The 20,815-nt window shown below is 60.9% G+C and carries 22 protein-coding genes; 7 read left to right on the top strand and 15 right to left on the bottom strand.

Annotation, left to right across the window (positions count from 1 at the left end):
* Positions 1-5: 5 nt before the first annotated feature.
* From AC097L_RS14340 to dapC, 8 genes are all read right to left on the bottom strand, one after another.
* Positions 6-797, bottom strand: coding sequence for a transporter substrate-binding domain-containing protein (locus tag AC097L_RS14340; RefSeq protein ID WP_479587098.1), 792 nt, complete (start codon positions 795-797; stop codon positions 6-8).
* A 204-nt stretch (positions 798-1,001) separates the two neighbouring features.
* Positions 1,002-1,250 carry a GlsB/YeaQ/YmgE family stress response membrane protein gene (locus AC097L_RS14335; RefSeq protein WP_315226500.1) on the bottom strand — a complete coding sequence of 83 codons (249 nt, stop codon included), beginning with the start codon at positions 1,248-1,250 and terminating at the stop codon, positions 1,002-1,004.
* A 53-nt stretch (positions 1,251-1,303) separates the two neighbouring features.
* Entirely contained in the window at positions 1,304-3,247 is a 1,944-nt protein-coding gene (locus AC097L_RS14330) for an ABC-F family ATP-binding cassette domain-containing protein (RefSeq protein WP_479587333.1), read from the bottom strand.
* 180 nt (positions 3,248-3,427) lie between these two features.
* Positions 3,428-4,294, bottom strand: coding sequence for a 50S ribosomal protein L3 N(5)-glutamine methyltransferase (gene prmB / locus AC097L_RS14325; protein WP_479587097.1), 867 nt, complete (start codon positions 4,292-4,294; stop codon positions 3,428-3,430).
* Complete coding sequence (gene dapE, locus AC097L_RS14320) at positions 4,291-5,484, bottom strand: succinyl-diaminopimelate desuccinylase (protein ID WP_479587096.1); 1,194 nt, start codon at positions 5,482-5,484, stop codon at positions 4,291-4,293. Before dapE ends, prmB begins: the two co-directional genes overlap by 4 nt.
* Before the next feature lie 28 nt (positions 5,485-5,512).
* Complete coding sequence (locus AC097L_RS14315) at positions 5,513-6,667, bottom strand: PilT/PilU family type 4a pilus ATPase (protein WP_479587095.1); 1,155 nt, start codon at positions 6,665-6,667, stop codon at positions 5,513-5,515.
* Positions 6,668-6,694: 27 nt separating this feature from the next.
* The gene (dapD, locus tag AC097L_RS14310) at positions 6,695-7,519 is read right to left on the bottom strand and encodes a 2,3,4,5-tetrahydropyridine-2,6-dicarboxylate N-succinyltransferase (protein ID WP_479587094.1); all 825 of its coding nucleotides are present in this window, start codon (positions 7,517-7,519) and stop codon (positions 6,695-6,697) included.
* Between the two features lie 13 nt (positions 7,520-7,532).
* Positions 7,533-8,858 (bottom strand): succinyldiaminopimelate transaminase, encoded by a 1,326-nt coding sequence (dapC, locus tag AC097L_RS14305; protein WP_479587093.1) that lies wholly within the window; start codon positions 8,856-8,858, stop codon positions 7,533-7,535.
* Positions 8,859-8,918: 60 nt separating this feature from the next.
* On the opposite strand from dapC, the gene AC097L_RS14300 reads away from it, so the two are divergent.
* A complete protein-coding gene (locus AC097L_RS14300; RefSeq protein ID WP_479587092.1) occupies positions 8,919-9,302 on the top strand; it encodes a cupin domain-containing protein in 384 nt (127 codons plus the stop codon).
* Here the strand turns inward: AC097L_RS14300 and AC097L_RS14295 are convergent.
* Positions 9,283-10,554, bottom strand: coding sequence for a GNAT family N-acetyltransferase (locus tag AC097L_RS14295; protein ID WP_479587091.1), 1,272 nt, complete (start codon positions 10,552-10,554; stop codon positions 9,283-9,285). The two genes, AC097L_RS14300 and AC097L_RS14295, sit on opposite strands and share 20 nt — an antisense overlap.
* On the opposite strand from AC097L_RS14295, the gene AC097L_RS14290 reads away from it, so the two are divergent.
* Entirely contained in the window at positions 10,553-12,217 is a 1,665-nt protein-coding gene (locus tag AC097L_RS14290; protein ID WP_479587090.1) for an NAD+ synthase, read from the top strand. The two genes, AC097L_RS14295 and AC097L_RS14290, sit on opposite strands and share 2 nt — an antisense overlap.
* Before the next feature lie 32 nt (positions 12,218-12,249).
* Positions 12,250-12,588: a P-II family nitrogen regulator gene (locus AC097L_RS14285; RefSeq protein WP_479587089.1), complete on the top strand. Its 339-nt coding sequence runs from the start codon at positions 12,250-12,252 to the stop codon at positions 12,586-12,588.
* 5 nt (positions 12,589-12,593) lie between these two features.
* On the opposite strand, the gene AC097L_RS14280 is transcribed toward AC097L_RS14285, so the two are convergent.
* From AC097L_RS14280 to AC097L_RS14260, 5 genes are read right to left on the bottom strand one after another with little or no spacing between them, the layout of a single operon-like run.
* A complete protein-coding gene (locus AC097L_RS14280) occupies positions 12,594-12,977 on the bottom strand; it encodes a diacylglycerol kinase (protein ID WP_479587088.1) in 384 nt (127 codons plus the stop codon).
* Positions 12,978-12,984: 7 nt separating this feature from the next.
* Positions 12,985-13,506 carry an RDD family protein gene (locus AC097L_RS14275; RefSeq protein WP_479587087.1) on the bottom strand — a complete coding sequence of 174 codons (522 nt, stop codon included), beginning with the start codon at positions 13,504-13,506 and terminating at the stop codon, positions 12,985-12,987.
* Positions 13,503-14,162 carry a DUF3106 domain-containing protein gene (locus AC097L_RS14270; RefSeq protein WP_479587086.1) on the bottom strand — a complete coding sequence of 220 codons (660 nt, stop codon included), beginning with the start codon at positions 14,160-14,162 and terminating at the stop codon, positions 13,503-13,505. The genes AC097L_RS14275 and AC097L_RS14270 overlap by 4 nt, the downstream gene beginning before the upstream one ends.
* Positions 14,163-14,198: 36 nt before the next feature.
* Positions 14,199-14,654, bottom strand: coding sequence for a DUF3619 family protein (locus AC097L_RS14265; RefSeq protein ID WP_479587085.1), 456 nt, complete (start codon positions 14,652-14,654; stop codon positions 14,199-14,201).
* On the bottom strand, positions 14,651-15,217 hold the full coding sequence (locus AC097L_RS14260) for an RNA polymerase sigma factor (protein WP_479587084.1): 567 nt from the start codon (positions 15,215-15,217) through the stop codon (positions 14,651-14,653). The genes AC097L_RS14265 and AC097L_RS14260 overlap by 4 nt, the downstream gene beginning before the upstream one ends.
* A 301-nt stretch (positions 15,218-15,518) precedes the next feature.
* Between AC097L_RS14260 and AC097L_RS14255 the strand changes: the two genes are divergently transcribed.
* The 3 genes from AC097L_RS14255 to ilvC all read left to right on the top strand — a co-directional run bounded on the left by AC097L_RS14255 (position 15,519) and on the right by ilvC (position 19,177).
* Positions 15,519-17,315 carry an acetolactate synthase 3 catalytic subunit gene (locus tag AC097L_RS14255; protein WP_479587083.1) on the top strand — a complete coding sequence of 599 codons (1,797 nt, stop codon included), beginning with the start codon at positions 15,519-15,521 and terminating at the stop codon, positions 17,313-17,315.
* A 154-nt stretch (positions 17,316-17,469) separates the two neighbouring features.
* On the top strand, positions 17,470-17,961 hold the full coding sequence (gene ilvN, locus AC097L_RS14250; protein WP_315184824.1) for an acetolactate synthase small subunit: 492 nt from the start codon (positions 17,470-17,472) through the stop codon (positions 17,959-17,961).
* 199 nt (positions 17,962-18,160) lie between these two features.
* Entirely contained in the window at positions 18,161-19,177 is a 1,017-nt protein-coding gene (gene ilvC, locus AC097L_RS14245; protein WP_479587082.1) for a ketol-acid reductoisomerase, read from the top strand.
* A gap of 144 nt (positions 19,178-19,321) precedes the next feature.
* Here the strand turns inward: ilvC and AC097L_RS14240 are convergent, their stop codons facing one another.
* On the bottom strand, positions 19,322-19,900 hold the full coding sequence (locus AC097L_RS14240) for a LuxR C-terminal-related transcriptional regulator (protein ID WP_479587081.1): 579 nt from the start codon (positions 19,898-19,900) through the stop codon (positions 19,322-19,324).
* Positions 19,901-19,977: 77 nt separating this feature from the next.
* On the opposite strand from AC097L_RS14240, the gene AC097L_RS14235 reads away from it, so the two are divergent.
* A complete protein-coding gene (locus AC097L_RS14235) occupies positions 19,978-20,814 on the top strand; it encodes a CoA transferase subunit A (protein WP_479587080.1) in 837 nt (278 codons plus the stop codon).
* Position 20,815 lies beyond the last annotated feature (1 nt).

The raw sequence follows: 20,815 nt of genomic DNA, 5'->3' as shown, positions 1-20,815 counted from the left end.
AGTGTTTACAGTTTCGGTACGTCCATCACCATCACGCTGGACGATGTATCGGGCGGCGTGGTGCCAAACCACTTCTTGTGCGTGGCAGAGACAAATCCCTCTTTCTTTAGCGTGGTCAGGATCTCGTTCACCTTGGCGGCATCGGCGAAGTTTTTGGCAAACATGAAGGAATAGCGTTCGTTGGTGGGAATGCGGGCAGCAATGCGGTACTGCGGTTTGTCCTTGATGTAGTACTCCACGGCCGGGATGTCGCTGATGTAGCCGTCGATGCGGCCCGAGGCCAGGTCCAGCATGGCGGGGGCCAGGCCTTCGTATCGGGAAATGGTGGCGATCTTCAGCTTGGCGGTGTTTTGCGTGGCGTAGATGTCGCCGGTAGAGGCGGTGTCCACGCCCACCGTTTTGCCAGCCAAGTCTTCCAGTTTGTCGATCTTGGTAGATTTCAGCACCGACAGGGACTGGTCGCTGTCGTAGTAGGGCTGGGCAAAGGCCAGCGACTCCAGGCGCTTGGGCGTGATGGTGATGCTGGACACCGCGATCTGGATGCGGCCCGACTGCACGGCGGGGAACAGGCCGTTGAACGGAATGTTCTCGATTTGCACCGACTTGCCTGCCCGTTTGGCGACCTCGTTGACCAGGTCGATCTCGAAGCCGACAAACTTGCCAGTCGCGTCCTGGAATTCCCAGGGCACGTTGCCGATGTTGGCGCCGACGGTCCAGTCGGCTGCGAGGGCCGAGGTGGCGGCGGTGAATGTGGCCACGGTCAATGCGACGGTGGCTGCAAGAGATGTGAGTTTCATGCGGGCTACTCCTGAAGAAACGGGTTGAAAAATGCATTTCCGACAGCGGTGTGCATTGCAAATGTCTGGAGCCACAAAGATAGCAAATTGAATCAAATAAATCAATAAAAATTAAAATGAATTATTTGATCCAAAACGGTGCAAAGAAAAGGGGCTTGCACCCGTTTGGCGCAAACCCCTCTTTTTTTTGCACCAAGTGCGGAATTACTTTTTGGCCACCATGCCGTAAATCACCAGCAAGACGATGGCTCCTACTACCGATGCAATCCAGCCTGCCGCTGCACCGGGCGCGTACCAGCCCATGCTTTGGCCTATGTAGCTGGCGCCGAACGAACCTGCAATACCCAAAATCGCGGTCATGATGAAGCCCAGCTTGTCGTCACCGGGCTTCACGGCCCTTGCGATCAAACCCACGATCAAACCTACGATGATGGTGCCGATCAAAGAAAACATAGAAAATCTCCGTATACAAAGTTTGCAAGAAGTACAACTGTACCTTGTCTTTGTTAACTCGCCATGGCACCCGCGGATTCCAGCTGCTCAGATAGCGCCATCCAGCGCACTTCCAGCGCAGCCATGTCGGCGGTGACCTTTTTAAGGCGCTTGCTGGCCTGGCCGATCTCAAACGGATTTTTGGCCGCTGCCAGTTTTTCGTCCAGGCCGTCTTTTTCCAGCTGCAGGGCGGCCATTTCAAGGTCGATCTTGTCCAGGTCACGCTGTAGCGTCTTGGTATTGACGACCGGCGCTGCCACCACTACAGGCGCTGGCGCAGGTGTGGCAGCTTTACCGGCTTCCTTGGCCGCTTCGCGCATGCGCTTGGCTTCGTCCAGCAGGTAGCGCTGGTAGTCGTCCAGGTCGCCGTCAAACGGCTCGACACCGCCGCGCGACACCATCCAGAACTCGTCGCACACCGAGCGCAGCAGAGCGCGATCGTGGCTGACCAGCATCACGGTGCCTTCGAACTCGTTCAGCGCCATGGCCAGGGCTTCGCGGGTGGCCAGGTCCAAATGGTTGGTCGGCTCATCCAGCAGCAGCAGGTTGGGGCGCTGCCAAACGATCATGCACAGTACCAGGCGGGCTTTTTCGCCGCCGCTCATGCTGCCCACTGCCTGCTTGACCATGTCGCCGCTGAAGTTGAAGGTGCCCAGAAAGCTGCGCAGGTCTTGCTCACGCGTGCCCTGGCCGGCCAGTTTGCCCGCGGCGGTGGTTTCCTTCACCAGGCGGATCATGTGCTCCAGCGGGGTGTCGGCGGGGCGCAGCACGTCCAGTTCCTGCTGGGCAAAGTAGCCGATGTTCAGGCCCTTGCCTTCCAGAATTTCGCCGTGGATGGGCGTGAGCGCCCGGGCCACGGTTTTCACCAGGGTGGATTTGCCCTGGCCGTTGGCACCCAGAATGCCGATGCGCTGGCCTGCCAATACCGATTTGTTGACCTTTTGCACGATGACGGTGGGGCCGGTACCCTCGGGCGCGTCCTCGGCAGGCGGGTAGCCAAAGGTGGCATCCGACATCGACAGCATCGGGTTGGGCAGGTTGGCGGGTTCTTTGAACTCGAAGGTGAATTCGGCTTCGGCCAGCAGCGGCGCAATCTTTTCCATGCGGTCCAGGGCCTTGACCCGGCTTTGCGCCTGCTTGGCCTTGCTGGCCTGGGCCTTGAAGCGCGAGATGAATTTCTGCAGGTGGGCAATCTTGTCCTGCTGCTTGCTGAACGATGCCGACTGCTGCTCCATCTTCTCGGCGCGCATGTCTTCAAACTTGCTGTAGTTGCCGCCGTAGCGGTTGAGTTTGGCGGTCTCGATGTGCACCGTCACGTCGGTGATGGCATCCAGGAATTCGCGGTCATGGCTGATGACCAGCATGGTGCCGGTGTAGCGCTTAAGCCAGGCTTCCAGCCACACCAGTGCGTCCAAGTCCAAGTGGTTGGTCGGCTCGTCGAGCAGCATCAGGTCGGACGGGCACATCAGCGCGCGTGCTAACTGCAGGCGCATGCGCCAGCCACCCGAGAAGCTGTTCACCGGGTTGTCCAGTTCGGTGGTTTTGAAGCCCAGGCCCAAAATCAAGGCCTGCGCCCGGGCCTGTGCGTCGCCAGAGCCCGCGTCGTACAGGGCCATGTAGGCGTTGGCCATGCGTTCGCCGTCTTCGGTCAGCTCGGATGCATCGACTTCCTGCTGGGCGGCCAGCAGGTTGGTGTCGCCCTCGACCACAAAGTCGGTGGCGCTTTGGTCGGTCTCAGGCATGTCCTGGGCCACCTGGGCCAGCCGCCACTGCGACGGCACGTAGAAGTCGCCGCCGTCTTCGTGCAGCGTGCCGTTAAGCAGCGCAAACAGGGTGGATTTGCCCGCGCCGTTGCGGCCTACCAGGCCGACTTTTTCGCCGGGGTTGATGGTGACATTAGCGCTGTCTAGCAGGACCTTGGCGCTGCGGCGCAGAACGACATTTTTCAGGGTGATCATGGTGAGCGTGATCACCACGGGTGATGATCAAAAAATAAAAAAATAAAGCCTCAACCCCGTAAACAGCCAGAACGCACGCCTTCCAGAAATGCCGTGGAACCGGCTTTGCCGGGCCACTGGCATTGCCCCCTGCAAGGGGGTTGGCGAAAGACGCGTAGCGCTGTAGCCTGGGGGTGAGCGTTAAAGCGCTTCGAGGGCTTCGCGTGTTACGAGCAAAACCTGGTCTTCGCCTGCGCTGGTGTCTAACCACACCACTTCGAGCGCGGGGAACGCGGCTTCAAAGTGTTCGCGCTCGTTGCCGATTTCCAAAACCAGCACCGCGAGAGGGGCCATTTTCGCAGAAACCCCATGCAACAGTTTGCGAACAAAGTCCATACCGTCTTTCCCGCCCTCCAGTGCCAGCGCGGGCTCGGCTTGGTACTCGGCGGGCAGGGCGGCCATGCTCTGGCTGTTGACGTAGGGCGGGTTGCACACAATGAGGTCAAACGGGCCACCCACCTGGGCCAGGCCGTCCGATTCCACCAGGGTGATGCGCGCCTGCAGGCTGTGTTTGTCCACGTTGATGCGGGCCACGGCCAGGGCATCGCCGCTGATGTCGGCGGCGGTGACCTGCACGTCGGGGTAGACCATGGCCGCCAGCACGGCCAGGCTGCCGTTGCCAGTGCACAGATCGAGCACGCGGTGGGTGGTCTCCAGCAGCCAGTAGTCGATGCCGCCGTCCACCAGCAGCTCAGCGATGAAGCTGCGTGGCACGATGGCACGCCCGTCCACGTAAAACGGCACGCCCTGCAGCCAGGCCTCTTGCGTGAGGTAGGCAGCGGGCTTGCGGCTGAGGATGCGTGCTTCCAAAAGTGTAGCTACTTGCTTAAGCTGCTCCTGCGCTACAGGCTGATTTTCTACAGAATCCAGATCGTCCAGCGGGAGCCCCAGTTTCCACATCACCAACCAGGCGGCTTCGTCGAATGCGTTGGTGGTGCCGTGGCCGAAGGACACGCCTGCGGCGGCGAGCTGGGCGGCGGATTGCTCGATGAGGGTGAGGACGTTCATGGCTGGCGGGACAAAATTTCGAGCGTACGGCGGTAAATGTTTTTCAGCGGCTCGATGTCGGCCACCACGATGTGCTCGTCGATCTGGTGGATGGTGGCGTTGGGCGGACCGCACTCAATCACTTGCGGGCAGATCTGGGCGATGAAGCGCGCGTCGCTGGTGCCGCCGGTGGTGGACAGCTCGGTGCTGATGCCGGTCTCGGCCAGGATGGCTGCGCGTACCGCGTCCACCAGCGTGCCGGGTGTGGTCAGGAACGGCAGGCCACCGACAGTCCAAGCGATGTCGTAGCCCAGGCCGTGGCGGTCCAGCACCTCGTGGACGCGTTTTTGCAAGCCGTCCGGTGTGGATTCGGTACAGAAGCGGAAGTTGAAGTCCACCACCACGGTGCCGGGAATAACGTTGTTGGCACCGGTTCCCGCGTGGATGTTGCTCATCTGCCAGCTGGTGGGCTGGAAAAAGGCGTTGCCGCCGTCCCACTGGGTAGCTACCAGCTCGGCCAGGGCAGGCATGGCCAGGTGGATCGGGTTTTTGGCCAGTTGCGGGTATGCGATGTGGCCTTGCACGCCGCGGATGGTGAGCTTGCCGCTCATGCTGCCGCGGCGGCCGTTTTTGACCATGTCGCCGGTGCGCTCCACAGCCGTGGGTTCGCCGACGATGCAGTAGTCCATCTGCACGCCGCGCTCTTTGAGCAGCTTGCAGACCACCACCGTGCCATCGACTGAGGGACCTTCTTCGTCGCTGGTCAGCAGCAGGGCGATAGACAGTGGGGTCTCGGGCTGGGCCGCCAGGAACTCTTCCACCGCCACCACAAAGGCGGCGATCGAGGTTTTCATGTCGCTCGCGCCCCGGCCAAACAGACGGCCGTCGCGGTGCGTGGGGGTGAAGGGGTCGCTGCTCCACTGTGCCAGCGGCCCGGTAGGTACCACATCGGTGTGGCCTGCGAATGCTATGAGTTTGCTAGCTGCTGGCGCAGATACTACCTGCGCTAGAGGGCTAAAACCCTTGAAAATGCTATGCCGGATCGCCCACAGGTTGGTGACGCGGGAGTTCTCGGGGCCGCTGCGGATGGTTTCGCACACAAAGCCCAGCGGGGCCAGGCGCTCGGCGATCAGGGGCTGGCATTGCGCGTCGTCCGGGGTGACGGAGGGCTGGGCAATCAGTTGCTCGGCCAGATACAGGGTTTGGGACATAAATGAGGGGAAATTAAGGCCGCAAAGCTTATGGCCGAACATCCAACGTGAAGTCGGTAAAACTGGGTTCGTCGTCGGCCTCGGCCTGCAACACGGCAACCTCGGCCTTCTGGCTGGCGCGGGCAAAGTCGTTTTGCAGCCGCCACATCAGGTTGGTGGCCGAATCGGCGTTGGCCAATCCTTCCTTGCGGTCGATGGTGCCGTTGGTGATCAGGCGGGCCAGGTCGCTCTCAAAGGTTTGCGAGCCCTCGGCCAGCGACTTCTCCATGGCATCCTTGACACCGCCAATATCGCCTTTTTCGATCATGTCGGCCACCAGCAAGGTGTTGAGCATGATCTCCACCGCCGGTACGCGTTCGCCCGACGGCGTGCGCACCAGGCGCTGCGAGACGATGGCGTTCAGCGCCACCGACAAGTCGGCCTGCATGGTGGCACGCACTTCCACGGGGTAGAAGTTGACGATGCGGTTTAGCGCCTGGTAGGAGTTGTTGGCGTGCAGGGTGGCCATGCACAAATGGCCGGTCTGGGCGTAGGCAATCGCCGCCGACATGGTTTCGCGGTCGCGGATTTCGCCGATCAAAATCACGTCGGGGGCCTGGCGCAGCGCGTTTTTTAGCGCCACCTCCAGCGAGGCGGTGTCGGTGCCGATCTCGCGCTGGTTGACAATGGAGCGCTTGTTTTTGTACAGGTATTCGATCGGGTCTTCGATGGTCAGGATGTGGCCGCCCGCGCGCTGGTTACGGTGGTCAATCATCGCCGCCTGGGTGGTGGTTTTACCAGCACCGGTAGAGCCCACCATCAGCAGCAGGCCGCGCTTTCGCATCACCAGATCGCCCAAGATGGCGGGCACCTTGAGGCTGCTGAGCAACGGCACTTCCACGTTGATGTAGCGCACCACCACCGAATAGCTGCCGCGCTGGCGCATGGCGCTGACCCGGAACCGCCCCACGCCAGGCACCGAGATGGCCATGTTCAGCTCGCCAGTGGCCTCCAGCTCGGTGAGTTTTTCGGCCGGCACAATCTCAGAAAGCAGGCTGCGCGGAGCGTCAAACTGCAGCAGCTGGCTGTTCACCGGCACGCACATGCCGTTGATACGGATCAGCGCGGGCGCATTGGCCGACAAGTAAACATCGGAGGCTTTCTTCTCCTGCATCAGTCGCAGAATGCGTTCCATAGTGCTCATGGCTTACCTCCGATGGGGGTGGTGGGGTCAGTCGCGCAGGAGATCGTTCAGGCTGGTTTTCGAGCGCGTTTGCGCATCCACGCGCTTGACGATGATGGCCGCGTACAGGCTGTACTTGCCGCCGTCTTTGGGCAGGGTGCCGCTGATGACGACCGAACCCGAGGGAATGCGGCCATAGGTCACGGTGTCGGTGGCACGGTCGTAAATAGGGGTGCTCTGGCCGATGTACACGCCCATGGAAATGACCGAGTTTTCTTCGACGATCACGCCTTCCACCACTTCGGAGCGCGCGCCCACAAAGCAGTTGTCTTCGATGATGGTAGGCCCCGCCTGCAGGGGTTCCAGCACGCCGCCAATGCCCACGCCGCCGCTCAAATGCACGTTCTTGCCGATCTGCGCGCACGAGCCCACGGTGGCCCAGGTGTCGACCATGGTGTTCTCGCCCACGTAAGCACCGATGTTCACGTAAGACGGCATCAGCACCGCGCCCTTGGCGATGAAGCTGCCACGGCGGGCCACAGCGGGCGGCACCACGCGCACGCCGGTGGCCTTCATTTCCTCAGCGCTGAGGTGGGCAAACTTGGTGGGCACCTTGTCGTAGAAGCCCAGCGATCCGGCTTGCATGACTTCGTTGTCTTTCAGGCGGAACGACAGCAGCACAGCCTTTTTGATCCACTGGTGCACCGTCCACTGGCCGACGGCTTCGCGAGTCGCCACGCGCAGGTGGCCGTTGTTCAGCTCATTCAGCACGTGTTCCACAGCATCGCGCACTTCGGCAGTAGAGGCGGTGGGCGACAGGTTGGCGCGGTCTTCCCAGGCGGCTTCGATGGTGGCTTGGAGTTGTTGTGTCATGTTTTTCTTTGGTTCAGGTTTTGGATTGGATAAATTGGCGAATTCGTTGGGCGGCTTCGGCACACTCTGCGGTTTCGGCCACCAGGGCCATGCGGATGCGCTGGCGGCCCGGGTTCTGACCATGGGCTTCGCGCGCCAAATAGCTGCCGGGCAGCACCGTCACATTGTAGGCAGCCAGCAGGTCGCGGGCGAAGGCGACATCGCTGTCCAGCCCATCCACTACCGCCGGGCTGGGCACCTGCGCCCACAAGTAAAAACCCGCGTCTGGCAGGGCCACATCCATCACCTCGGCCAGGATGGGGGTGACCTGGGCAAATTTGCTCCGGTACAGCGCGCGGTTGTCGACCACGTGGGCTTCGTCGTTCCAGGCTGCCAGGCTGGCCGACTGCACCACCGGCCCCATGGCGCTGCCGTGGTAGGTGCGGTAGAGCAAAAACGGTTTGATCAGCGCCGCGTCGCCCGCCACAAAGCCGCTGCGCAGGCCGGGCACATTGCTGCGCTTGGACAGGCTGGTGAAGGCGATCAGGTTCTTGAAATCGTTACGGCCCAGTTGGGCAGCGGCTTCCAGCCCGCCCAGTGGCGGTTCGTCGCGGAAGTAGATCTCGCTGTAGCACTCGTCGGAGGCGATCACAAAGCCGTATGTGTCGCTCAACTCGAACAGCTTTTGCCATTCGCTCAAAGGCATCACCGCGCCGGTGGGGTTGCCAGGCGAGCAGACGAACAGCAGTTGGGTGCGCGCCCACACGTCGGCAGGCACGCTGTCCCAATCCACCGCGAAGTTGCGCGCCGGGTCGCTGGGGGCGTAGTAGGGCGTGGCCCCGGCCAGCAGGGCCGCGCCTTCGTAGATTTGGTAGAACGGATTCGGGCAGACCACCACCGGAGCCCCCACGCTTGCCACTTCCCCGGAATCGGCGGCAGCCGAGAACGCAAGTGCATCGCTGCCCCCCGAGGGGGTGCCACCCGCCTTGGGGCGGCCCTGCGCCGGGAGGGCCCCCGGCTGGGTGGGGTCGATGACGGTCTGGGCAAACGCAAACAGCGCCTCGCGCGAGCCATTCACCGGCAGCACCTGGGTGGCGGGGTTCAGCTCCAAGCCGTAGCGGCGCTGGATCCACTGCGCTATCGCCGTGCGCAGGGCCGGTTCGCCTCCAGTCGCTGGGTAGCCCGACAGGCCCTTGATCCCGCCCAGCATCGCCTGCTCGATGAACGCAGGCGTGGCGTGCTTGGGCTCGCCAATGCCGAGGCTGATGGCGCGGTAGGCCGGGTTGGGGGTGACGCTGGCGAAAAGTTGCTTGAGCCGCTCGAAAGGGTAGGGCTGGAGGGTGGAGAGCAAGGGATTCATGGGGCCTGATTATCGTTGCAGCCACTTATCATCCCCACCACACTATTGTTAAAACCTGCCATGACCGATTTCACCAAAGTAGTCCTTTTTACCGACACCGATGGCGTTGCCAAATTCCGCGACGAGCTGATTCCGTTGACCGAAGGCAAACCCACCTCCCAGCTCAGCGCCCTGCAAACCAGCGGCGGCTTCCAGCTGCGCCACAGTCCGGTGGGTTTTGCTAGCAGCTTCCACTGCACCAGCGACCCACAGTGGGTGGTGATTCTGGCCGGACAGATGGAAATTGGCTTGCAGGACGGCACAGCCCGGGTGTTCCAACCCGGCGACCATTTCTATTCGGCTGATGTGCTGCCCGCCGGGGCGACGTTTGATGCCACGGTGCACGGGCACCGCAGCCGGTTGGTGGGAGATGTGCCCTTAGTGACTATGTTTGTGCGGGGCTAGTGATTTTCAGCGGGCTACGTTGGGCCAAATCCTCCATATACCCCGCAATCCCCGCCCCCTCGCGCTCCAGAAACCGCTCCACCGCATCGGCAAACGCCGGGTGCGCCAGCCAGTGGGCACTGGTGGTTTTGACGGGGAGCAGGGCGCGGGCCATTTTGTGTTCACCTTGCGCGCCGCCTTCGAAGCGGGCCACGCCGTGATGGATGCACCACGCCAGCGGCTGGTAGTAGCAGGCTTCGAAGTGCAGGCAGTCCACCCGCTCCAGCGCGCCCCAGTAGCGTCCATAGGCGACCAGAGGCTGATCTTTAGTATCTTTTAGGCCGCTAGCGCAGGTATCGTCTGCGCTGATAGCTATCAAACTAGCAGCAATGGGAATTTTGACACCCTGCGCCTCGCGCTCGGCCACGAACAGCAGCCAGTGCTCTGGCATGGTGTCTGCCATACGCTGGAAGAAGTCGCGGCTCAGGTAAGGCGCGTTGCCGTGCTCCAGGTAGGTGCGCTCGTAGCAGCGGTAGAAGAAATCCCAGTCTTGCGGCGTGATGGCGCGGCCCTGGGCCGAGCGGAACGTCACGCCCGCATCGGCCACCTTGCGGCGCTCCTGGCGAATTTTTTTGCGTTTGTCTTGCGCCATGGAGGCCAGGAAGTCGTCGAAGTCGCGGTAGCCACCCACTTTATTTGTCCAATGGAATTGAACGGTGTGGCGCAGCATCAGGCCCGCGTCGGCGCAGGCGGCCACATCTACCGGGTTGGCAAACAAAACGTGCAGGGACGACAGTTCTTCTTGTTCGCACCAGGCTACCAGCGCCTGCACCAGCACCGCACGGGACTCCGCATCCCGCGCCAGCAGCCGCGCGCCGGGTACGGGGGTGAAGGGCGCGGCCACCACCGCCTTGGGGTAGTAGGGCACGCCGTGCTGCTGGTAGGCATTGGCCCAGGCCCAGTCGAAGACGTATTCGCCGTAGGAATGGCCTTTGATGTACAGCGCGCAGGCGGCTTGCAGCACCTCACCCTGCCACACGGTGACCAGCCGCAGCTTCCAACCGGTGGCGGGCGTGGCGCTGCCGCTCTGGTGCAAGGCGGCCAGGTATTCGTAGCGCATGAAGGGGCTGGCATCGGGCTGCAGGGCCAGGAGGGGATTCCACACCTCGGCGGAAAGCTGCGAGGGCGAATCCAACACCCGAATGACATAATCAGTCGCACTGTCTTCCAACCCCTGCTGGCCTGCGGCCACCACCGTATTTTTTGTTTCCATGACTCTCAAACTCTGTGTTGCCCAGCTTAACTTTGTCGTCGGCGACCTGGCCGGTAATGCGCAAAAAATCATCGATGCCGCTCGCACGGCCTATGCCGACGGTGCCCGACTGGTGCTGACACCCGAGCTGTCGATTTGCGGCTACGCGGCAGAAGATTTGTTCCTGCGCCCGGCCTTCACCGCTGCCTGTGATGATGCCGTGAAAACAGTGGCCCGCGAACTCGCTGGGTTAAAAGGCCTGCACGTGGTGGTCGGCCACCCGCAAGGTGGCGACGACCGCACTAAATCGGTGGCGGTGCAGCACCGTTTCAACGCCGCCAGCGTGTTCTGCGAAGGCCAACTGGTGGCCGAGCACATCAAGCGCGAGCTGCCCAATTACCAGGTGTTCGACGAGCGCCGCTACTTCACGCCGGGGCAGGGCGTGTGCGTGTTTGCGGTGGAAGGCGTGCAGGTTGGCTTGCTGATCTGTGAAGATGCCTGGTTCGAAGCACCCGCGCGTGCCGCCAAGGAGGCCGGGGCCGAGCTGCTGGCCGTCATCAACGCCTCGCCTTTCCACATGGGCAAGGGCGGTGAACGGGTGCTGCGCATGGCCGATCGCGCCCGCAGCGTGGCGCTGCCGCTGGTGTACGCGCACATCGTGGGCGGGCAGGACGAGGTGGTGTTTGACGGCGGCTCGTTCTGCGTCAATGCCGACGGTGCCCTGAGTGGCCGTGCGCCCAGTTTTAAAGAAAATCTGTTCTTTGTGCAGGCAGCACCTGCGCAGGAAGCTATTGAATTGGTAGCAACCATAGAACCCGAGCGCAGCCTGCATGCCGAGCTGTGGGATGCCTTGGTGCTGGGCCTGCGCGACTACGTGGGCAAAAACAACTTCCCCGGCGTGCTGCTGGGCCTGTCGGGCGGTATCGACTCGGCCCTGGTGCTGGCGATTGCGGTGGACGCGCTGGGCAAGAAACGCGTGCGCACGGTGATGATGCCCTCGCCCTATACGGCCGACATTTCCTGGATCGACGCGCGCGACATGGCGGCCCGGGTCGGCGTGCAGTACGACGAAATCTCCATCCTGCCCGAGTTTGAAGCCTTCAAGGCCTCGCTGGCCGTGCACTTTATTGGCCGCGACGAGGACACCACCGAAGAAAACATCCAGGCCCGCATCCGCGGCACGCTGCTGATGGCCTTGAGCAACAAATTCGGCAGCATTGTTGTAACCACCGGTAATAAAAGCGAGATGGCTACCGGCTACTGCACGCTGTACGGCGACATGGCAGGCGGCTTCGCCGTCATCAAGGACGTGGCCAAAACCCTGGTATTTGCGCTGGCCCGTTGGCGCAACGACAACGACCCATACGGTACCGTCAGCAACCCCATCCCCGAGCGCATCATCACCCGCCCACCCAGCGCCGAGCTGCGCGCCGACCAGACCGACCAGGACAGCCTGCCGCCCTACGAGGTGCTGGACGCGATTTTAGAGCGCTACATGGAAAACGACCAAAGCCTGGAGACCATCATCGCTGCCGGGTTTGCACCCGCCGACGTGGAGCGCGTCACCCGGCTGATTAAAATCAACGAATACAAACGCCGCCAGTCGCCCGTCGGAATCCGGGTTACCCACCGCAGCTTTGGCAAGGATTGGCGCTATCCTATTACGAGTAAATTCCGCGCTTGACTTTCAAGTTATACCAACGAGACACCAGTTCTATGAAACAAATTACCGCCATCCTGAAACCGTTCAAAGTGGAAGAAGTGCGCGAGGCCTTGGCCGAATGCGGCGTGACCGGCCTGACCGTCACCGAAGTTAAGGGTTTTGGCCGCCAAAAAGGCCATACCGAGCTGTACCGCGGTGCCGAATACGTGGTGGACTTCCTGCCCAAGGTGAAGATCGAGGTGGTGGTGAAAACCGAAGAGGTGGACCGCTGCGTGGAAGCCATCATCCGCGCCGCTCGCACCGGCAAGATTGGTGACGGCAAGATTTTTGTGACCAGTGTTGAGCGCGTCGTGCGCATCCGCACCGGCGAGCAGGACGAGGCGGCGGTTTAAGCCTTTTAAGCGCCGAAGCGCTGCACCAGCGCCAAAATCCAAATGGTGGCCGTGATCAGCACGGTCAGCAACACGGCGGCGCTGCCCATATCTTTGGCGCGCTTGGACAGCGGGTGCCATTCGGGGCCGACGCGGTCGATGGCAGCCTCGATCCCGGTGTTGAGCAGCTCCACCACCATCAACAGCACCACCGAGCCCGCCAGCAGGGCAAACTCAACCCAGGTCCGGGCCATCCAGGCGGCCAGTGGCACCAGCACGATGGCGGCGATGGCTTCCTGGCGAAAGGCGGTTTCATGCCAGCCAGACCGCAGGCCCGCAAGTGAATAGCCAGCGGCGTGCCAGAGGCGGGTGAGCCCTTTGCGGGATTTTTGGGCGGTGGGTGATTCCATGGAGGGCTCAGCGGCTCAGAGGAAGTGAGCCTACCAGCCGGGTGCCCGCCAGCGCGTCATGCCAAAACTGGCGTTGTGGGTGGAAACGGCTCAGCAGCGCCCAAAACGCCACCCAGCCCAGCAAAATGACAAGGGTTTCGCCAACCGGCAAGCCAAACGGAGCCATGGCGGCCAGAGGCGGCAGAAACCACACCCAGCTCCACACATAGCGCAGCAGGGCGCGCGGCTGGCTGATGGCCTGGCTGTCGCGGCCTACCACGCGGATGTTCCAGGTCTTCATTGCCAAGGTTTGCCCTTTGGACCAGAACCAGGTGAAGTAGATGCCGAAAATCACAAACAAAAAGGCCTGCAAGCCGGGCCGGTTGTCCATGGCGTTGCGCGTTTGGCTCAGGGTGCCAAACAGGTAGCCCGAAATGAATACCACACCAAACATCAGCATGCCTTCGTACAGCCAGCAGGCCATTCGGCGGCGCAGGCTGGGTGCGGTCAAGGGAGTGGGGGTGAGGGCTGGTGCCGCCAATCCGCTCATTGTCCGGCGGGCTTGGCCGGCTGCGGTACAACCGAGCTACCACGGCTGAACCGGTAAGCGGGCAGCGGGAGCAGAGTGTGTGGGTCAATCTGGTTGTCACCCGTGGCAATGGAGGGGCCTTTGGGTTCGTTTGTGCGCGGGGGCGGCACACTGGCCAGCTTTTGCGACGGGGTGAGCTTTACGCCCGTGGCGGCACCAGCCAGCTTTTTCTGTACCTGCTTGGCCAGCTTGGCTTTTTCTTCCGGGTCCAGCGTTTGGTAGGCCTCCCATTTGGCCTGCTTTTCAGTGGGCGACAGGCGCTTGGCCTCGGCAAAGTTCAGCCGTGCCAGACTGCGCTGTACACCGCTCAGGGTACCCCAGTCCAGCATGCGCTCTTGCAAAACCGCTTGCGTGGTAGGAGACATTTTCTCGAAGTTGACCGACAAGGCCAGCCATTTGCGCTTTTGTGCCTCGCTGATGTTGTTCCAGTGCGTAGCCAGAGGCTTGAGCGCCTGCTGCTGCGCTGGTGTGAGCTCTTTCCAGAGCGGTTTTTGCTCAGGCTTGCTGGCTGAAGCCAAGGGGATGGAGGCCGGACCAAAATCGGGAGCGATCTCCGCACATACGGTGGATGCCGCGCCAAGGGACAACACCACCCCCATAAAGGAGGCAGACAGCAAGTTCCTAAGCGATAGCAGCATCCGTATCCGTTCCAATTAAGGGGTGGTGGTGTCTCGGTTGGCCTTGAGGAATTCCACAAAACCAGGGTCGGTGTAGGCCACGGTGGGCAAGTCATCGGTCAGCAGGGCGGTATCGACTTCAGCCAGTTCGTCGGCACGCAGGTCGTTTTGCACCACGTAAATCGTCAGCAAACCTGCCACCAGTGCGACCAAAGGCAAGGCCGCAGCAAAACGGGTCCACCAATTAGGGCTATCGTTGCCGCCTTGGCCGCCAAATGTCAGCGCGGCCGTGCCGCCACCCTGGCTGGCCACCACGGTGGCGCTGCGCATGACGACCTGTTTGCGGTGGGCCATTGCCTGCATGCGGGCAATGCGCAGGCGTTCAGAAATGTCGTGCGACAGCGCCGCAGAGCCTTCTGTCAGGCGCGCCGTGACGTTGCGCGCAAAGCGGTCTTGCGCCGACAGCATGGGGTTGGTTTGCAGCTGTGTCATAAATGTATTCCTCTGGCCTTGAGCGCCTTGCTGAGCGACTGGACTGCACGGGAGCAGTGGGTTTTGACGCTGCCTTCCGAGCAGCCCATGGCGCTGGCGGTTTCGGCAACGTCCATCTCTTCCCAGTAACGCATCAAGAACGCTTCTCGTTGACGCGCCGGTAACTCTTGTATCTGGGTGTCAATCTCACGCAATACCTGTGCCCGGCGCGTGGTGTCCTCGGCGCTCTCGGTGCGCTCGGCGTTATCTGACGACTGGAAGGTCTCCAGCAGGTCGAAATCTCCATCGCCGTCGGCTGCTTCAAAGTCGCTCATGTTCGAAAACAAGGCGTTGCGGGTTTTTTGGCGGCGAAACCAGTCCAGCGTGCAGTTCGACAAAATCCGCTGGAACAGCATGGGCAACTCGGCCACAGGCTTGTCGCCATAGTGCTCAGCCAGTTTCATCATGCTGTCTTGCACGATGTCCAGAGCCGATTCTTCGTTGCGCACGTGGTAGACCGAGCGTTTAAAGGCCCGGTTTTCGACGCTCTTGAGGAAATCGGAAAGTTCGCGTTCAGTGGCCAAAAGGGGTGGTGCCTGTGGGGCGAATCAGTGGAATGCGTTTTTTTTTGTAAAACGGGATGCCCCGGTCTGGGGCGCTTGCGGGCGGATTATGGCACTGACCGGGGAATTTCTTGGTGCGGCGGCCAATTTTCGCGTAGGGAGATGACATAATCCGCATTGCTAGTCAAAAAGCAAACGGATCATGGTTCGGCGATGCAAGCAGCTCGCCCATGGCTTTGGTCTTAAGTTCCAACACAACTCCAAAAGAGTGCGTGAAGGGGCACCCAAGGTATTTCGTTAGAGAAATTCACAAAGGTTCATCATGGAAATGTCAAAAGCCGAAATCGCTTCGGCGGCCGCAGCGTCTACCGCCGCACAAAATACCCCGCGTAGTACCGCCCCAGAACTCATGGGTGCGGAGGTTCTGGTGAAATGTCTCCAGGCCGAGAACGTCAAGCACATCTGGGGTTACCCCGGCGGCGCCGTTCTGTATATCTATGACGCGTTCTACAAACAAGACACCATCCAACACGTGCTGGTGCGCCACGAGCAGGCTGCCGTGCACGCGGCTGACGGCTATGCCCGCGCTACCGGTGATGTGGGTGTGGCGCTGGTCACCTCCGGCCCCGGCCTGACGAATGCAGTGACCGGTATTGCCACGGCGTACATGGATAGCATTCCGATGGTGATCATCAGCGGCCAGGTGCCGACCCACGCGATTGGTCTGGATGCATTCCAGGAATGCGACACCGTCGGCATTACACGCCCCATCGTTAAGCACAACTTTCTGGTGAAAGACGTGCGCGACTTGGCGGAAACCATGAAGAAGGCCTTCCATATTGCCCGAACCGGTCGCCCCGGCCCGGTGGTGGTGGACATTCCGAAAGACGTTTCTTTCAAGAAGACGCCGTACGACGGCTACCCTGAAACCGTCAGCATGCGCTCGTACAACCCGGTGCGCAAAGGCCACGGCGGTCAGATCCGCAAGGCTTTGCAACTGCTGTTGGCCGCCAAACGCCCCTATATTTATACCGGCGGCGGTGTTTTGCTGAGCAATGCCTCGCAAGAGCTGCGCACCCTGGTGGACATGCTGGGCTACCCCTGCACCAACACCTTGATGGGCCTGGGTGCCTACCCCGCCAGCGACAAAAAGTTTTTGGGTATGCTGGGCATGCACGGCACCATCGAGGCCAATAACGCCATGCAGCATTGCGATGTGCTGCTGGCTGTGGGTGCCCGCTTCGACGACCGCGTGATCGGCAACACCAAGCATTTCGCGCAAAACGAGCGCAAGATCATCCATATCGACATCGATCCGTCGAGCATTTCCAAGCGCGTCAAGGTCGATGTACCGATTGTTGGCGACGTGAAAGAAGTGCTGACCGAGTTGATCGCGATGATCAAAGAATCTACAACCAAACCCGACGCAGATGCTTTGGGTAGCTGGTGGGACACGATTGAAGGCTGGCGCAGCCGCAACTGCCTGAAGTTCAGCATGGGCTCCCCAGACGTGATCAAGCCCCAGTACGTGGTGCAAACCCTGTGGGACATGACCAAGGATGCCGACACCTACATCACGTCGGACGTGGGTCAGCACCAAATGTGGGCTGCGCAGTACTACCGCTTTGACGAACCCCGTCGCTGGATCAACTCTGGTGGTCTGGGCACCATGGGTGTGGGCATTCCTTACGCCATGGGTGTCAAGCTGGCCAAGCCCGACAGCGAAGTGTTCTGCATTACCGGCGAAGGCTCGGTACAGATGTGTATCCAGGAGCTGTCCACCTGCCTGCAGTACAACACGCCGATCAAGATCGTCTCGCTGAACAACCGTTACCTGGGCATGGTGCGCCAATGGCAAGAGGTGGAATATGCCGGCCGCTACAGCAGCAGCTACATGGATGCACTGCCCAACTTCGTCAAGCTAGCCGAGGCCTATGGCCACGTCGGCATGCTGATTGAGCGTCCCGAAGATGTGGAGCCCGCCCTGCGCGAAGCCCGCCGCCTCAAAGACCGCACAGTGTTCATGGACTTCCGTACCGACCCCACCGAGAACGTGTTCCCGATGGTGCAGGCCGGCAAGGGCATCACCGAGATGCTGCTGGGTAGCGAGGATCTGTAACCAGACCTTTAAGCAAAATCGGGCTCTGGCGCAGGTACTGCCTGCGCTTGCAGCTATCAATTCGATAGTATTAACTTTCTGACGAATCTATTGCTTGCCAAGCCCGTGCATTACCGTGCACGGGGGAGGGCGGCGAAAAGAGGAATCTAGTCTTATGAAACACATCATTGCTGTATTGCTGGAAAACGAACCCGGTGCGCTGTCGCGCGTGGTCGGCTTGTTTTCCGCCCGTGGTTACAACATCGAGTCGCTGACGGTCGCCCCGACCGAAGACGCCACCCTGTCGCGCATGACCATCCAGACCTCCGGCTCGGACGACGTGATCGAACAGATCACCAAGCACCTGAACCGCCTCATCGAGGTGGTCAAGGTGGTCGATCTGACCGAAGGTGCCTACACCGAGCGCGAGCTGATGATGGTCAAGGTGCGGGCGGTCGGCAAAGAGCGCGAAGAAATGAAGCGCATGGCCGATATCTTCCGCGGCCGCATCATCGACGTGACCGAAAAGAGCTACACCATTGAGCTGACTGGCGACCAGGGCAAGAACGACGCTTTCCTGGAAGCCATGGACCGCAGCGCGATCCTGGAGACCGTTCGTACCGGTGCCAGCGGCATTGGCCGGGGTGAGCGCATTTTGCGGGTCTAGTTTTGAGTTGTCCGTACGCGCGTTTTGACGGGCTCAACGTGAACGGACTATTTTTGGCGATTGCGGTAAACGTTCGCCCTGGGCCTGTCGATGGGCATTTAACTAGACCTTCACGACTTGCGCGGCTCCCGCGTGAAGGGCTTTTAGCCATTCACTCGGGAACTGCGCAAGTCCTACATATTTACTCTGAAAGAAGACCATGAAAGTTTATTACGACAAAGACTGCGACCTCAGCCTGATCAAGGGTAAGACGGTTGCCATCATTGGCTACGGCAGCCAAGGCCATGCGCACGCGCAAAATCTGAACGACAGCGGCGTGAACGTCGTGGTCGGTCTGCGCAAGGGTGGCGCTTCGTGGGACAAGGTTGCCAAGGCCGGCCTGAAGGTCGCCGAAGTGGCAGAAGCCGTCAAGTCCGCTGACGTGGTCATGATCTTGTTGCCCGACGAGCAAATCGCTTCGGTCTACGCTGCTGAAGTGCACCCCAACATCAAGCAAGGCGCGGCCCTGGTGTTCGCCCACGGCTTCAACGTGCACTATGGTCTGGTCAGCCCCCGCGCCGATCTGGACGTGTGGATGGTTGCCCCCAAGGCGCCCGGCCACACCGTGCGCGGTACCTACGCCCAAGGCGGCGGCGTGCCCCATTTGGTGGCGGTGTACCAGGACAAGTCCGGCAAGTCGCTGCAAATGGCGCTGTCCTACTCCATGGCCAACGGTGGCGGCAAGTCCGGCATCATTGAAACCAACTTCCGCGAAGAAACCGAAACCGATTTGTTCGGCGAACAAGCCGTGCTGTGCGGCGGTGCCGTCGAGCTGATCAAGGCCGGTTTCGAAACCCTGGTGGAAGCCGGTTACGCGCCTGAAATGGCCTACTTCGAATGCCTGCACGAGCTGAAGCTGATCGTTGACATGATCTATGAAGGCGGCATCGCCAACATGAACTACTCGATCTCGAACAACGCTGAATACGGCGAATACGTCACCGGCCCGCGCATCGTGACCGCAGAGACAAAGAAGGTCATGAAGCAAGTGCTGAACGACATCCAGACCGGCGAATACGCCAAGAGCTTCATCCTGGAAAACAAGGCTGGCGCTCCTACGCTGATCAGCCGCCGCCGCCTGACCTCCGAGCACCAGATCGAAGTCGTCGGTGCCCAGCTGCGCGCCATGATGCCTTGGATCGCCAAGAACAAGCTGGTCGACCAGACGCGCAACTAAGCACTAGCCGCTGGTAACTAATTCGGGCCTGCTAGCTTCGGTTAGCAGGCCCGAAGTGCGTTTGGGGCTTGCCATCCGTATGCTATAAATATAGTAGCTACTGGCGTAGGCGCTATGTGCGCTAGAGGCTTATTTCTTGTAAATTCATCCACCCATCAGTTTTTGCGTCAGATCGGCGGTGGTGGATGCTTTGTATTTGCGCATCAAGGTGGCGCGGTAAATCTCCACCGTGCGGTGGCTGATGCCCAGCAGCTTGGCGATTTCCTTGGACGTGAGCCCGGTCATCACGTGGGCGGCTACCTCACGTTCGCGCGGGGTCAGGGATGCCTGCACCGGGCGGCGCGACGACAGGTCTTCAAAGCTCCAGATACCGGCCGCATGGGGCGCATTGCGGTCAAAAGCCCGGCCCACTACGTGGCACCAGAAGGCCTCGTCCTGGAGCCGTCCACCCAGTCGCTGCATGATGCGGTCGTCGGCGTAATGGCCCTTGGCATCCATGGTCAGCACGATGCGGGCACCGGTGCGCTCGAACTCCACGGCGGTGGGGTACAGCACCTGGAATGACTGGCCGATGAGCTGGTCGCGGTCGGCCCCAAACATCTCGCACAGATGCTGGTTGCAGTCCACAATGGCGCGGTTGCGCGACACCACCAGACCCACGGGTGCCAATGCAAATGCCAGTGCGTAATCCACCCCGGTTGTAGTTGTGGTGGTGGTTGCCATCGGATAAACCCTTTACGAAAAACTACGTAGCTGAATAGGTAGTATCGTTGCGCTTGATCTTTTAACCGGAGAACTGTGTGAACAAAATTTTCCCCTCTGCCGCCGAGGCGCTAGCAGGCGTTGTGCAAGACGGCCAACTCATGGCCGTGGGCGGTTTCGGCCTGTGCGGCATCCCTGAAGCGCTGATTGACGCTCTGCGCGATTCCGGTGTCAAAGACCTGACGGTGATCTCCAACAATGCAGGTGTCGATGGCTTTGGCCTGGGCAAGCTGCTGGAGACGCGGCAGATCCGAAAAATGATCTCCAGTTACGTCGGTGAAAACAAAGAGTTCGAGCGCCAGTACCTGGCCGGTGAACTGCAACTCGAATTCACCCCCCAGGGCACGCTGGCCGAAAAGCTGCGCGCCGGTGGCGCAGGCATTCCGGCCTTTTTCACCAAAACCGGTGTGGGCACTCTGGTGGCCGAAGGCAAGGAACTGCGCGAGTTCGACGGCCAAACCTATGTGATGGAACGCTCTCTGGTGCCCGAGGTGTCGCTGGTCAAGGCCTTCCGCGCCGACAAGTCCGGCAACCTGCAGTTCCGCCTGACTGCCCGCAACTTTAACCCCGCCGTTGCCATGGCGGGCAAGATCTGTATTGTGGAAGTGGAGGAAATCGTCGAGACCGGCAGCATGGTGCCCGACCAGGTGCACTTGCCCGGCATTTACGTGCACCGCATCGTGCTCAACGCCAACCCTGAAAAGCGGATTGAAAAACGCACCCTGTCGGCCTCGGCTGCAGTGGATCCGATCGCCGCCAAGGTGGAAGCGCAGGCCGTGATCGCACTTGCCGCCGTGGTCAGCACCGAAGAGTTGGCTACGCCGAAAGTGGATGTGCCTGCCACCTCCCAAACCAACCCCGTACAAGGAGCCTGAC

This window comes from Rhodoferax sp. RT5P35, from assembly GCF_056521385.1.
The sequence above is the reverse complement of the archived record's forward strand: the minus strand, read 5'-3'. Positions and strand labels throughout refer to the sequence as shown.